The 13,354-nt window shown below is 52.9% G+C and carries 12 protein-coding genes; 7 read left to right on the plus strand and 5 right to left on the minus strand.

Features of this window, described 5'->3' with window-relative positions:
• Window position 1 precedes the first annotated feature (1 nt).
• The 3 genes from P156_RS0110020 to P156_RS12430 form a co-directional block, all read right to left on the minus strand.
• Complete coding sequence (locus P156_RS0110020; RefSeq protein ID WP_027869990.1) at window positions 2-802, minus strand: hypothetical protein; 801 nt, start codon at window positions 800-802, stop codon at window positions 2-4.
• Window positions 803-1,249: 447 nt separating this feature from the next.
• Window positions 1,250-2,107 carry an IS3 family transposase gene (locus P156_RS0110030; RefSeq protein ID WP_051600425.1) on the minus strand — a complete coding sequence of 286 codons (858 nt, stop codon included), beginning with the start codon at window positions 2,105-2,107 and terminating at the stop codon, window positions 1,250-1,252.
• 11 nt (window positions 2,108-2,118) lie between these two features.
• Entirely contained in the window at window positions 2,119-2,424 is a 306-nt protein-coding gene (locus tag P156_RS12430; RefSeq protein WP_034802528.1) for a transposase, read from the minus strand.
• A gap of 228 nt (window positions 2,425-2,652) precedes the next feature.
• Here P156_RS12430 and P156_RS0110040 point away from each other — a divergent pair, with 228 nt between their 5' ends.
• From P156_RS0110040 to P156_RS12985, 5 genes are all read left to right on the plus strand, one after another.
• The gene (locus P156_RS0110040; RefSeq protein WP_027869992.1) at window positions 2,653-3,066 is read left to right on the plus strand and encodes a GntR family transcriptional regulator; all 414 of its coding nucleotides are present in this window, start codon (window positions 2,653-2,655) and stop codon (window positions 3,064-3,066) included.
• Window positions 3,063-4,064: an ABC transporter ATP-binding protein gene (locus tag P156_RS0110045; RefSeq protein WP_027869993.1), complete on the plus strand. Its 1,002-nt coding sequence runs from the start codon at window positions 3,063-3,065 to the stop codon at window positions 4,062-4,064. The genes P156_RS0110040 and P156_RS0110045 overlap by 4 nt, the downstream gene beginning before the upstream one ends.
• On the plus strand, window positions 4,039-5,811 hold the full coding sequence (locus P156_RS0110050; protein WP_027869994.1) for a hypothetical protein: 1,773 nt from the start codon (window positions 4,039-4,041) through the stop codon (window positions 5,809-5,811). Before P156_RS0110045 ends, P156_RS0110050 begins: the two co-directional genes overlap by 26 nt.
• Before the next feature lie 13 nt (window positions 5,812-5,824).
• A complete protein-coding gene (locus P156_RS0110055) occupies window positions 5,825-6,079 on the plus strand; it encodes a TIGR04076 family protein (protein WP_027869995.1) in 255 nt (84 codons plus the stop codon).
• A gap of 75 nt (window positions 6,080-6,154) precedes the next feature.
• On the plus strand, window positions 6,155-6,547 hold the full coding sequence (locus tag P156_RS12985) for a hypothetical protein (RefSeq protein ID WP_051600899.1): 393 nt from the start codon (window positions 6,155-6,157) through the stop codon (window positions 6,545-6,547).
• A 338-nt stretch (window positions 6,548-6,885) separates the two neighbouring features.
• Here the strand turns inward: P156_RS12985 and P156_RS0110065 are convergent, their stop codons facing one another.
• The gene (locus P156_RS0110065) at window positions 6,886-8,247 is read right to left on the minus strand and encodes a GH1 family beta-glucosidase (protein WP_027869996.1); all 1,362 of its coding nucleotides are present in this window, start codon (window positions 8,245-8,247) and stop codon (window positions 6,886-6,888) included.
• A gap of 4 nt (window positions 8,248-8,251) precedes the next feature.
• Window positions 8,252-10,687 carry a GH36-type glycosyl hydrolase domain-containing protein gene (locus P156_RS0110070; protein ID WP_027869997.1) on the minus strand — a complete coding sequence of 812 codons (2,436 nt, stop codon included), beginning with the start codon at window positions 10,685-10,687 and terminating at the stop codon, window positions 8,252-8,254.
• A gap of 188 nt (window positions 10,688-10,875) precedes the next feature.
• On the opposite strand from P156_RS0110070, the gene P156_RS0110075 reads away from it, so the two are divergent.
• Both P156_RS0110075 and P156_RS0110080 read left to right on the plus strand, forming a co-directional pair.
• Window positions 10,876-11,889: a LacI family DNA-binding transcriptional regulator gene (locus P156_RS0110075; RefSeq protein WP_027869998.1), complete on the plus strand. Its 1,014-nt coding sequence runs from the start codon at window positions 10,876-10,878 to the stop codon at window positions 11,887-11,889.
• A 44-nt stretch (window positions 11,890-11,933) separates the two neighbouring features.
• A complete protein-coding gene (locus P156_RS0110080) occupies window positions 11,934-13,319 on the plus strand; it encodes an ABC transporter substrate-binding protein (protein ID WP_027869999.1) in 1,386 nt (461 codons plus the stop codon).
• Window positions 13,320-13,354: the final 35 nt, after the last annotated feature.

Genomic DNA, 13,354 nt, shown 5'->3' on the forward strand with positions numbered 1-13,354 from the left:
GCTATTGCTTGAATACCTGAGACTGTCTGACGAACCAGATCACCTGTTGACGCAGGAACTGGAAATCCACTTCCCCATCCGGCCCTTCGAAGGTATATAGGATATCGCGGAAGGGGATCAGGCCGGCGCGCAGGTATTGTTCGTGTTTCCAAAGGAATTTTCGTGTGTAGTTGGGGTCATCCATCCGGCCCAGGTGTTCATGATACTTTAGGTCGATGGCAAAGGGAATCAGGAGTGTCATGTCTGTGTTGATGATGAGGCCGGACGGAGTCCGAAACTCTTCTTCGTAGTGCACCTGTACCCCCAATTCTTCGTACAGATCCATAAACCAAGACTCAATGCGCGACCGGACACGGTCGCCTTTTTTGGTGGTGATCGTCAGGTTTTCCGGATGTCGCTGGCTTCTCCGGTAGGAGGATGTTTCCCAATCACGGCTATCGATGGCGCCTATGGTCTGAAAAACAACAGGGCTGGGGTTTGCGTAGGCCGGGGAAAAACCCTGGAGGAGCACGTTTGGATCGATGACCTGATACCCCTCCACAAGAGGGCTGAGGAGGGCAATGTTTGTGTCCAGGTGCTTGACTTCTTCTTCCAACATGTGGCGGTCGATCAGCTTCTGGATCAAAGGGTCATCTCTGTGCAGGTACTTGCGTACGCCATCGCAGTAATATAGATAGTAAATGGTGTTGTGTTTTCGGTATATGGACAACGTCCCTCGCGGCAACTTGTTCAGCGCCTCCTGGCATCGGAGCCGCTTCTCCTGCAATTCGAGCAGTAGTTCTCTGGTTTCCAGCATATTCATTGTCTCACTCCTCCTTCTTTTTTTGTTGTCTAATCATCATACATTTTTTACCTTAGACCGTCAAGATATAATTTCCAGTGATGGGATTAAATGTATGCTAATAGTCTGATATTTTTCACATGGTGGGTTGGAGTGGGAGCGCAGGACTACAAAAAATAGGGATTGATCGAACTTTGTAGTAGGTGCGAGTGGTGACCTGCTACAATGATGACTATTATGCTTTTTTTTGTAGTAGGTTCCAGGCCGTACCTGCTACAAAAACAGAGAAACATGTAGTTTTTGTAGTCGTATGCCTCTTTGTGCAGGAGGATGATATTCCAAAAATATAAATATTTGTCGCCGAGTGCTACAAAAAAATGTGAAACGAGTTGTTTTGTAGTCGTTTTGTCTATGGAACGACTACAGATTTTCCGATATTGAAGTGTACCCATAAAAGTAGAGTCACTCCTATATGATTTCTCCCCTATGATAATAATCATACGGGGTTGAGTAATTGATGGATTCGTGTGGCCTTTTACGAGGATAAAAGTGCCACACGTATTCATATATATCACCTTTTGCCTCGTTGATTGTTCTGTATTTTTTCTTTAGCCATTCTGACTTCATTTTACCCCAGAAACTTTCCATTGGTGCATTGTCCCAGCAATCTCCCTTACGGCTCATGCTGCATATGAATCCCTGCCTGCTCAGCATTCTCCTGTATTCCTTCGAACAGTAGGTCGAACCCCTGTCCGAATGTATGATGCATCCCGGACTTCCACAGCCTCTGAGAAGCATATCTTTTAATGCATCCATTACCAGAAATCTATCGTTATGCACGCTCATTGCCAACCCTACGGGAAGCCTTCCATACAGATCCAGTATTCCGGCCACATACAGATCTCCCTGCTCCGTAGCAATGACTGTTGTATCACTTACCATCTTTTTATCCGGGGCATCAACGCTGAAGTCTCTGTCGATAAGATTGTCGGCGATTGGCTCGTCATGGTCTGAATCCGTCGTGCAGACAAACCTTCTGCATGTCCTGGAAAAGAGAGCGCACTCCTGCATGATCCTCTCGACACGTTTATGGTTGACACGTTTTTTGCGACCTTTATTCAGGATAACGGTTACTTTTCTTGATCCGTATGATCCTCTGGAAGCTCTGTATATGTCGTATATCTCTTTTGTGATCTTAAGGTCTTCTTTCTCTTTCTCCGTAAGTGGCCCATCGACTCGTCTGCGCCATTTGTAGTATCCGCTCTCTGACACCTTTAGTACTCTGGCCATCCTCGCAATGCTGTGCTCGTGTTTATGCTCACGCATGAAAAGATATTTCAATCGCGCTTTACATTTGCAAGGAAGGCCGCTGCTTTTTTTAGTATTTCGACCTCCTCACGAAGCTCTGCGTTCTCTTTTTCAAGCTCTTTTTCCCGATCGGTCCTCTTATCTGATTTGGTAAACCCTTTTCGAAAGGCTTTATCTTCAACAACTTCAGCAAGATGATTACGCCATCGTATGACAGTCCACGGCATGATTCCGTACTTGTCGGCTATGACATGTTCCAGATTCTTGTTTTCAGGCAGCAATGCTTCTTTTGCCACCATCAATTTGAACTGTTTGCTGTAATTTGTTCTTGACATGGTGTACCTCCAATCTACATGCATTATACCATGCTTTGCAGACTCTACTTTTTGGGGTACACCTCATATCATGTTTTTTGTAGTAGGTTCCCTTCCGGACCTGCTACAAAGAACAGGCAATCATCGATTTTTGTAGTCCAAACCCCTCAAAAGCCTCCCGCAATCAAAAAATCTGTTGACAGTGTACTATGATATATAGTACACTTAAGTCGGAAAGGAGGAGGTGGTATGATACAGATCGACATGAAAAGTCACAAGTCCATCTACCAGCAGGTGGTGGACAATGTGAAGGAACTGATCATGTGTGACCTGCTTCCTGCAGACAGCAAGCTGCCCTCGGTGCGGGATCTCTCTCGCCAGCTGACCATCAACCCCAATACCGTCCAGAAAGCATTCAAAGAACTGGAACGGGAAGGCTATATTTATACGGTAGCCGGTCGGGGAAGCTTTGTCAGCGAGCGGCCGCATGCGGTACCGGATCCCAGGCGACTGGCGCAGATCCGCGGGGATGTGGAGAATGCGTACCGGGAGCTTCGGCTAGCCGGGATGAGTCCAGAGGAGGTACAAAGCTTTGTTCAAGGGATCCTGGAGGATCGCGTTCGGGAAGAGCACACTCAAGATCAGAAGGGAGGCAGGAAATGATCATAATGAACGATGTCTGCAAGCAGTTCGGCAAGGTCCGGGCGCTGGATGGGCTGAGCATACATGTGAAAAAGGGTTCTATCTATGGTCTGGTGGGCAGCAACGGAGCCGGCAAAACCACCGCGATCCGGCATCTCATCGGAATGCTTCGTCCGGATCAGGGGGAAATCCTGTTGGACCAGATGCCGGTGTGGGAGAACCCGGCGTTGAAGGAAAGGATCGGCCTGATTCCAGATGAACTGTATTTCCCCCACGGATACAGCATGAAGGACATGGCCCGCTGGTACAGCAGGACGTTCCAATGCTGGGATGAGGGACGGTTCCAGGCCATGACAGAAACGTTTGGACTGGACCCGACAAGACGTGTGCGTACGTTTTCAAAGGGAATGAAAAAACAGGCGGCGTTCTCTCTGGTCATGGCGTGTATGCCGGATTTCCTGCTTCTGGATGAGCCTATCGATGGGTTGGATCCCATCGTCAGGAAACAGGTCTGGAAAGTGATCGTGGAGGATGTGGCGGAGAGGGAGACCACCGTTCTGGTCTCTTCCCACAACCTGAAGGAAATGGAAGGCATCTGCGATTCCATCGGTATTTTGAGTCATGGACGCTGCGTACTGGAAAAGGATCTGGACGATCTGCGGGGACGCATGCACAAGGTTCAGGTTGCCTTTCCGAACGGGCAGTGGCCACAGGAACTTTCGGAGAAGCTGGGGTTGCCCCAGAAGGACAGAGGCGAGGAACCGGTGGTGGCACTGCGTACATCGGAGCACCCGAAAGCGGGGTTGGCAACCAGAGATCCGGCTTTGCCGGAGGTCCTTCACAGGGAACGACGGGGATCGGTGGATCTGCTGATCCTGCGAGGGGATATGGATGAGATCCGGGCACTGCTGACGGAACAGGACCCTGTTCTGCTGGACGTGCTACCGTTGACGTTGGAAGAGATTTTTATATACGAGATAGGAGGTGAGGACCATGACATCGACGCGCTCATATTCTGAACAAAGCATCGGTACGCGCACCGGCATGGCCCTGATTTGGGAGAATCTACGCAGGTACTGGACCATCGCCTTTGTGGCTGCGCTTTCCTATTTCCTGGTGACGGTTCTTCCGATTCTGCTGAACTACAGAGATTTCGACCTGGTGGCAGGATACGTAGGGGAGACCATGATAGGCGCGAATCCTCTGGTGCTCACCATCGACATGGTGCTCGCAGTTGTGCTTTCGGCCAGTCTGCTGGCTTATTTGCACCGTGGGGACGCCAACATCGCGTTTCACAGTCTGCCGGCCAAGCGGGAGCACCTGTTCGGGAGTGTATTGGGAAGCGGTGTGGTGTTGATTCTCCTGCCTCTGCTGATGACTTCGATCCTGCTGCTGGCCTCCCGGGGGGCGACCACTGTGGTGGATGCTTCCGCCTTAGCGGATGGCGTGGGAACCGGCAAGAAGGCCGCCGATATCATCACGTTGGCAGCCTGCGGCAAGTGGCTGGTGAAGAATCTGGTGGTCAGCTGCTACACATTTGTGGTGGCCTGCCTGGCCGGTGTGCTGGCGGGAACCAAGGTGATCCACGTGCTGACAGCGCTGTTTTTCAACGCGCTTACCGGGATCGTGCTCCTGCTGAGCAGTGCCTATATGAACGCCTTCCTGGAAGGGTATCCGGACAACGAGTCAATCCTTTTCGACCTGGCCAGATGGACGAACCCGATCCTCTACTGCGGTACCTCTGGCACCCTGCGGGGGAGCAGTGTGCTGGGATATGTGTGCTTCCTGCTGGCGGGGATTGTGATCGCGGCACTCGCCCTGTGGATCTACAAGCGGGTGAGGCTGGAACGCGAAGGCGATGCCACGGTGTTCCCGCTGATGAGTGACTTTCTGTGCATAGTTGTAAGTTTTGTGTGCATGAGTGGATTCGCCTTTCTGGCGGGAGTGTTCTCGGACAGCGATGAGTTTCAGAGAGACTTCCTGCTGTACGCCCTCTGCGGCGGTATCGTAGCCTTCCTCGTGTTCCGTATGGTGGCGGACAACACTCCCAGGATCTTCCATCTGAAGAATCTCGGCAAGTTCGGTGTGTTCGTTGTGCTCACTGCAGTGGTCTTTGCCTTCACGGTATTCGATGTACAGGGCTACGGCAAGTATGTGCCTGCATCGGAGGAGATCACCCAGGTGTCTCTGACACAGGGGGAACTGTTTGGGAAACCGGCCGTATTCACGGAGCCATCGCAGATCGAAACTATCCGGAAGTTGCATCAGTCTGTGATCGAAAAGAGGACCAAAGACGAGGATGTGGTAATGGGCACGATGACCATTATCTATAGGCTGCAGTCCGGCAAGAAGATCGCCAGAGCGTACCAGATCGATGCCGGAAAACTGGCGATGCTGGCGCCTTTGCAGCGTACAAAGCCTTTCCTTACAGCGCAGCAATTCCATATAACAGGAAGTGGCAAAGACCTGAAGGTGAATGGGAAAAGGGCAGAGATGACTCTGGATGAAGTGAACGGAGATCCGGATGAGTATATATCGGTCCGGCAGACCGATATTCCGGCAGTTTTTCAGGCCATGAACCAGGATATGAACGGGATGGATCTGAAATATCTGTTACGGCTGGAGTCGGAAGAGGAGCGTTGCATGCTCAACGTGAGCCTTTTCCGGAACAGGAAGGAACTCAACACATCAGAACGGATCTTCTGCATCGACAAGCACTGGCCGGAGACGGTGAAGGTACTGGAGGCGAGAGGTTACCTGAAATAAAAGGAGGAAACAGATGGCAAAGAAAGTGACGATCACTCTGGTGGATCGGCTGGGTCCATGTGGCTGTCACCGGGGACATAGAGTCGGAGATTCCTGGGACTATGATACACAGCGTGGCGAGCTTTGTCCCATGGCGATGCATACGCTGTTCCCTATGATCGATATTCTGCGGTATGGGGGCACGCTTCCTGTGTCCAAGGCTGGGGATTGCCGGTTCTGCTGTCCGGACGCAGATGTGGTGAATGTGTTCCGCCTGGAGAGCGATTGACGGTAACCTATTGAATATTTCTGATAAAAGTGTATAATATTCAAAAACCATCTAAGAGACAAGGGGGGATTGAATATGAACGTTGCAGTCAGATATTATTCCAGGTCAGGGAATACCAAAGCCCTGGCAGATGCTATGGCCAGGGCGGCTGGTGTTCCGGCCATTTCTGTGGACGCGCCGGAGGCGAAACTGGACGAGCCTGTGGACGTGCTCTTTATCGGCGGTGCCCTCTATGCCTATGGGCTGGACAGTCACCTGAAGGAATACCTGAAAACACTGAAGAGAGAGGATGCCGGAAAGGCAGTGATCTTCTCCACATCCTGGATCTCCAAGCATTCCTTGGATCTGCTTCGGAAGGGGCTGGAGGAAGCAGGGATCCCTGTGGAGGCAGAGACGTTCTATGTGAAGAGCAAACCAAGCGAAGAGCAGCTGAAGCAGGCGGAAGCCTTTGCTGAGAAGTACCTGTAGAGGCTGTCTCAAAATGAGATAGCCTCAGATCGTAGACAAAGAAACCCATATAACGAGCGGACGGTACAGGCGTTCGTTTCGCCCGCGACGTGAAAGCGCGCCAGAAGTTTTACCATGCCCGGAATTTCCTTCGTTTTGTTGGGATGGCCCATTTTGAAGGAATGCAGAAAAAAATTCCTTCAGAACTCCTCATTGCGCAGTTCTGAAGGAATTTTTTTTTGCTTTCCTTCAGAATCTCGAATTGAATTCTCCTAAGGAAAATGCTGGAGTGTGGGAAGGCATAGGTTTGTAATCTCTCCGCCGATTTCCCGGAGTGGACCGCCTGCAACGCTCGCTCGTTATTTTGTCTGCCTCTGCTCCGCGATCAGTCTGGCGTACCAGGCGGCGCTATCCTTGGGGATGCGCCGCTGATCACGGTAGTCCACGTAAATCAACCCAAACCGGTCGTCGTACCCGGAGTGCCACTCCAGATTGTCTGTCAGTGACCAGTGGAAGTACCCCCGGACAGGGACTCCATCTTTGCAGGCCAGGGACAGCTCCTCCAGATAGTTTTCCAGGAAATCGATCCTGTCGGGATCGTGGACCTGGCCGTCTCGGAAGATCCGATCATGGCAGCTTTGGCCGTTTTCGGTGATCACCACAGGAAGGTGGTAGCGCTCGCTGATCAGTCGACAGCCCCAGTAAAGAACCGGCGGTGTGATCGGCCACTTCAGCGAGGTGCGAGGGAATCCGGGATAGCGGGGGACAGGTGTATAGCCGCTTGCCGGATCCAGTTCCGTTCCGTTGTAAATATTCAATCCGATGAAATCCAGAGGTTGGCAGATGAGGCGCAGATCCTCAGGATCCACCGTCGCTGCTGCCTCGGTCCAGGGAGACCCGGGATCGTCGGGATAGCGGCCCATGCAGACCGGATCCAGGACCCACTGATGACTGAACCAATGGGTTGCATCGACATCTGGATCTGCAGGCAAGTGGAAGGTCCAGTCTGCCAACGCCTGGGGAGTTTCCACAGGATGCTCCGGGATGTAGCCGATGGCACCGGTGGAGGAGATGCCGATGCTACAATCCGGATCGATCCGGCGGATGGTGTCTGTGGCCAGTCCGTGGGCCAGAAGCATGTTGTGCCAGCAAGCGAACACCCGCTCCGGTGGAAGTGTCAATCCAGGCGCATGGATACCGGCATCGTATCCCAGACCGATGGCGATCTGCGGTTCATTAATGGTGATGTAGTGTGAGATCCGGCCCTGGAAGTGAGTAGCGATGACTGTCGCGTACTCCCGGAAAGCTTCTGCAGTGGCCCTGTTCTCCCAGCCTCCTTCCTCCTGCAGAGCCTGCGGAAGATCCCAGTGAAACAGAGTGACCCATGGTTCGATCCCCCGAGCGAGGCATCCGTCCACCATACGGTCATAGAATGCCAGACCCGCCTGATTGACCGAACCCTGGCCAGTGGGCAGGATCCGGGGCCAACTGATACTGAATCGGTAGCAAGGGATCCCAAGTTGCTGAAGAAGATCCAGATCTTCCTCCAGTCGGTGGTAGGTGTCGCAGGCCGTGTCGCCGGTGAAATCACCGGCGATGTGTCCCTTCACATGACTGAAGGTATCCCAGATGGACAGCCCCTTGCCGTCTTCGAAGGCCCCGCCTTCGGTTTGGTATGACGCACTGGCGGCGCCCCATTTAAATTCCTTTGGAAATTTCATGTGTTTACCCCATTATGACTTCGACCTGCAGTACGCTTCCCTCTGGAGGGACCGGGATGCAGGATTCTGTAACCTCTTTGCCGTTTACAAGCAGGGTGGCGATCCCCTTCTCTACGCCTTCAGGATTCCTGACCGTGATGTGGTATTCCGCGCCGCGGTACTTCCTGACACAGGAGAACCCTTTCCAGTCGGCCGGGATGCATGGATCTATCTGAAGTCCGTTTAGCGTGGGCCGGATTCCCAGGATGTGCTGACTCATGGCGGTGAAGGTCCAGGCAGCCGTGCCGGTCAGCCAGCTGTTCTTTCCCTCTCCGGTGCGGACGGCGTCCCGGCCTGCGATCATCTGGCAGTACACGTAGGGCTCGGTGCGATGGATCTCGCTGATATCCTCCAGATAGATCGGGCAGGTCTTCCGAAACAGAGAGAAGGCCCGGCTGCCGTGTCCCAGCGCTGTCTCCGCACATACGATCCATGGGTTATTGTGGCAGAAGATCCCGGCGTTTTCTTTGTAGCCTGGCGGGTAGGAGGTGATCTCTCCCAACTCCGGATGGTAGGAGGTGTAGGCAGGTTGAAGAAGCACGATGCCGTATTCCGTCTCCAGCCGTTTCTCCACACTGGCAAGGGCCTTGGCGGCTTCGCCGGATTCCAGTCCTATGCCGGCCATAACGCACATCCCTTGTGGTTCGATGAAGATCTGCCCCTCTTCACAGCAGTGGCTTCCCACCGGTGAAGAGAAAGCGTCATAGGCCCGCAGGAACCATTCTCCATCCCAGCCGGCTTCCAAAACTGCCCGCTCCATCGCCTCCACTGACTCCAATACCTGAATTGCTTCTGCCTTCAGTCCCTGAGACTGACAGATCTCCGCGTACTCCCGTCCGTATTTCACGAACATACCTGCGATGAAAACGCTCTCCGCCACTGGACCCTCACTGGGGCCGGTGATCTGAAAACTCTCTCCTGGTTCCTCGGAAAAACAGTTCAGATTCAGACAATCGTTCCAGTCTGCCCGGCCGATCAATGGAAGACCATGAGGCCCCCGATTGTGCAGCGTGTATTGGAAACTGCGACGCAGATGTTCCATCAACGAGGCCTGGTTGCTCTCGTCATTGTCAAAGGTGCAGCGTTCCTCCAGGATGGAGAAGTCTCCTGTCTCACGCAGATACGCGGCGGTGCCGGCGATGAGCCAGAGAGGGTCGTCGTTGAAACCGCTGCCCACGCCCTCGTTGCCACGCTTGGTCAGTGGTTGATACTGGTGGTAAGCGCTGCCATCTGGGAACTGGGTGTTTGCGATGTCCAGGATCCGTTGTCGGGCACGTGTCGGTATCAGATGCACAAAGCCCAGTAGATCCTGGCAGGAGTCACGGAAGCCCATGCCTCTTCCCATCCCGCTCTCGTAGTAACTGGCGGAGCGGCTCATATTGAAGGTGACCATGCACTGGTACTGGTTCCAGATGTTCACCAGGCGATCCAGTTTTTCGTCACCGCTCTGGATGTGGAAACGGCTGAGCAGTTCTGTCCAATAGGCTTTTAGGGCAGCCAGGGAATCGTCCACCTGCTGGTCGGTGCGGAAATGGGACAGGATCTCCCGGGCGGGGGCTTTGTTGATGATTCCCGGGGCTTCAAACTTCTGGTCCTTCGGGTTTTCGCAGAACGCCAGAACAAAGATCCGAGAGACGCTCTCGCCTGGTGCCAGGGTGATCTTCAGGTGATGACTGCCTATCGGTGCCCAACCACTGGCGAGACTGTTCCGGCTGATGCCTTCGGCTACGGCAGCGGGGCAGGCAGGTCCCTGATAGGGGCCCATGAACTGGTCCCGATCGGTGTCGAATCCGTCCACAGGAGTGTTGACAGAGAATACCGCGTAGTGACGACGGCGTTCCCTGTATTCGGTCTTATGATAGATCTCACTGCCCAGTACTTCCACTTCCCCAATGGATAAGTTGCGTTGGAAATTGGTGGAGTCATCCTGTGCATCCCAAAGGCAGAATTCTATGTAACTGAACACATCCAGCACTTTTTCCTCATGGGAGTCGTTGCGGAGGGTGAGGCGGGTGACCTCACAAGGGCTGCCCAAAGGGACAAACACCTCCTGACGGGCGCAGATCCTGTTCTTGCTGCTTTCGAATACCGAGTACCCCAGCCCATGGCGGCAGGTGTAGCTGTCCAGTGAGGCTTGGACAGGCTGCCATCCCGGGTTCCAGACGGTGTTTCCGTCCTTGATATAGTAGTAGTGGCCATTGCTGTCGAGGGGGGTATTGTTGTATCGATAGCGGGTGAGGCGCAACAGACGGGCGTCCCGGTAAAAACAGTAGCCGCCGGCGGTGTTGGAGATCAATCGGAAGAAATCTTCATTGCCCAGGTAGTTGATCCATGGTAAGGGCGTTCTGGGATCGGTGATCACGTACTCCAGATTCTGATCGTCAAAGTAGCCGTATCTCATATTCCTATCCTTTCTGTGCGAATACGATTTCGTAAAAGTTATCGTTATTATATACGAAATTGTACCTGACACGCAATATTTTTTACGAAATCGTTTGAAATAAATGGTTGACTAATCTGAAAAATGCGTATACAATAAAACTACGAAAACGTATTCGTTTAGCAGTTCAAGTTTAAAAGGAGGGGCCGATGACCACGATCAAGGATATTTCAAAGGCATGCGGAGTCTCTCCTGCAACGGTTTCCAAGGCGCTTAACGGGTATCCCGAGATCAGTGCAGAGACCGTGGAACTGGTTCGGCGTACCGCCCGAGAGATGCGGTATATGCCAGACGCGGCGGCCAGATCGCTGAAGACGAAGACCACACACAACATTGGCGTGTTGTTTATGGACGGAACCAGAAGCGGACTGACCCACGAGTATTTTTCGCTGATCCTCAACAGTGTCAAGGAGGAAGCGGAGGTGCGGGGATACGATATCACCTTCATCAGTCGATACATCGGCGGATCGGAAGTATCGTTTCTGGAACACTGCCGCTACCGGAGATGTGACGGTGTCGTGATCGCGTGCGTAGACTTCGAGAACGACTCAGTGGTAGAACTGGTCAGGAGCGAGGTGCCGGTGGTGACCATCGACTACACCTTCGACAACGTCAGTTGTATCCTGTCGGATAACTTCGAGGGAGCTTATGCGTTGACGAGTTACTTGCTGGACGCAGGTCACCGCAAAATCGCGTTCATTCACGGTGAGGATTCCTCTGTAACCAGGAAGAGGCTGAACGGGTTTTATCAGGCGATGGAGCATCGCGGGGTGGAGGTCAGAGACGAGTATGTCGTCACCGGACAATACCACAGTACGGAAATCGCCAGAAAGGTCACCCGCAGTCTTCTGGACCTGTCGGATCCGCCAACTGCTATTATGTATCCTGATGATTATGCTTACCTCGGTGGAGCGACAGAGATTCGGAGCAGGGGCCTATCTATTCCGGAGGACATCAGTACCGTGGGCTACGATGGGATCAACCTGTCGACGCTGATCGATCCGACTCTGATCACATGGCATCAGAATGCGGAAGAGATCGGACGGCAGTCCGCGCGGAAGCTCATCGAGACCATCGAACACCGGAAGGCCTCTGCAGCTGAGCAGATCAGCGTTGCTGGCGAAATGCTGAACGGATGCAGTGTCAGGAAGATCGATTTCTGACAGAGTGAGACTTTTTCATCGGAAAAGTAGGGAGGATATTTGTCATGAAGAAGAATTTGAAACTATTCGCAAGTCTGGCTCTCAGTATAGCCATGATTTTCACCATGACAGCTTGCGGCGGTGGCGGCTCCAGTGAGGAGGCCTCGTCTGAGGCTGAGGGTACCACTCTGAATGTCTGGTGCTGGAATGACGAATTCCAGACAAGATTCAACGATTACTATCCGGAAGTCAAGGAAGTTGCCAAGGATGGATCTACCACAACGCTGAACGACGGTACTGTCGTGAAGTGGATCATCGAACCAAACGATGGTAACAATTATCAGAATAAACTGGATGAGGCTCTTCTGAAACAGGAGAATGCAGATGCTGACAGCAAGATCGACATCTTCCTGGTAGAGGCTGACTACGCCAGAAAGTACATCAACTCTGACGCTGCTATGTCTGTTGCTGACCTGGGTGTGGAGGAGGCCACTTCCGATCAGTACGACTACACCAAGGAAGTCGTCACCGATGGCGATGGCGTTCTGAAGGGGGTTTCCTGGCAGGCCTGCCCGGGGCTGATCGCCTACAGACGTTCTATCGCAAAGGATGTCCTGGGATCCGATGATCCGGAAAAGGTTCAGGAAGCACTGGCTGACTGGGACAAGTTCGGTGAGACTGCCCAGAAGATGAAGGACGCCGGCTACAAGATGCTGTCCGGTTACGATGATACCTATCGTCCGTTCTACAACAACGACAAGGCTCCGTTCGTCGAGGATGGAAAGACTCTGAACGTTGACCAGAACATCATGGATTGGGTCGCCATGACCAAGGAGTATACCGACAAGGGATACAACAACAAGACTTCCCTGTGGTCCGCGGAGTGGAACGCTGACCAGGGCAAAAAGTCCAAGGTATTCTGCATCCCGGCCTGCACATGGGAGATCGATTTCACTCTGACCGGTAATGCGGATCCGGATGGGACCAAGGATCCTGCCAAGAGTGCATGGGGTGACTATGCCGTATGCCAGGGCCCGGTATCCTGGTGCTGGGGCGGAACATGGATCTGTGCCGCTAACGGAACAGACAACCCGAAGCTGGTTGCAGACATCATGACCAAGATGACCACCGATGAGGAGATCCTGAAAAAGATCGCCACTGAGAAGGGTGACTTTGTCAACTCGCAGAAGGTCATCGCTGATCTGGCCAAGAACTACGAGGGGAACGACTTCCTGGGAGGACAGAACCACTACGCACTGCTCTCCGACGCCGCTGCTGACCTGAGCCTGAAGATCGCTTCGCCGTATGATCAGGGCATCATCGAGAAGATGCAGGCAGCCTTCAAGGATTACTACGATGGCAACGTTTCTCTGGACAAGGCTAAGTCTAATTTTGAGAAGTCCATCAAGGAAATCTATCCTGAGATCAAGGAAGTGAACTGGCCGGAATAATCTGAGCACGATCAACAGAGGGGTGGCCATCCGGT

This window comes from Eubacterium sp. AB3007, assembly GCF_000688015.1.
GTDB lineage: Bacteria > Bacillota > Clostridia > Peptostreptococcales > Anaerovoracaceae > Aminicella.

Coding starts and splice junctions, on each gene's coding strand:
- P156_RS0110020 (WP_027869990.1), bottom strand. CDS start 802: ATGAATATGCTGGAAACCAGAGAACTACTGCTCGAATTGCAGGAGAAG.
- P156_RS0110030 (WP_051600425.1), bottom strand. CDS start 2,107: ATGCGTGAGCATAAACACGAGCACAGCATTGCGAGGATGGCCAGAGTA.
- P156_RS12430 (WP_034802528.1), bottom strand. CDS start 2,424: ATGTCAAGAACAAATTACAGCAAACAGTTCAAATTGATGGTGGCAAAA.
- P156_RS0110040 (WP_027869992.1), top strand. CDS start 2,653: ATGATACAGATCGACATGAAAAGTCACAAGTCCATCTACCAGCAGGTG.
- P156_RS0110045 (WP_027869993.1), top strand. CDS start 3,063: ATGATCATAATGAACGATGTCTGCAAGCAGTTCGGCAAGGTCCGGGCG.
- P156_RS0110050 (WP_027869994.1), top strand. CDS start 4,039: ATGACATCGACGCGCTCATATTCTGAACAAAGCATCGGTACGCGCACC.
- P156_RS0110055 (WP_027869995.1), top strand. CDS start 5,825: ATGGCAAAGAAAGTGACGATCACTCTGGTGGATCGGCTGGGTCCATGT.
- P156_RS12985 (WP_051600899.1), top strand. CDS start 6,155: ATGAACGTTGCAGTCAGATATTATTCCAGGTCAGGGAATACCAAAGCC.
- P156_RS0110065 (WP_027869996.1), bottom strand. CDS start 8,247: ATGAAATTTCCAAAGGAATTTAAATGGGGCGCCGCCAGTGCGTCATAC.
- P156_RS0110070 (WP_027869997.1), bottom strand. CDS start 10,687: ATGAGATACGGCTACTTTGACGATCAGAATCTGGAGTACGTGATCACC.
- P156_RS0110075 (WP_027869998.1), top strand. CDS start 10,876: ATGACCACGATCAAGGATATTTCAAAGGCATGCGGAGTCTCTCCTGCA.
- P156_RS0110080 (WP_027869999.1), top strand. CDS start 11,934: ATGAAGAAGAATTTGAAACTATTCGCAAGTCTGGCTCTCAGTATAGCC.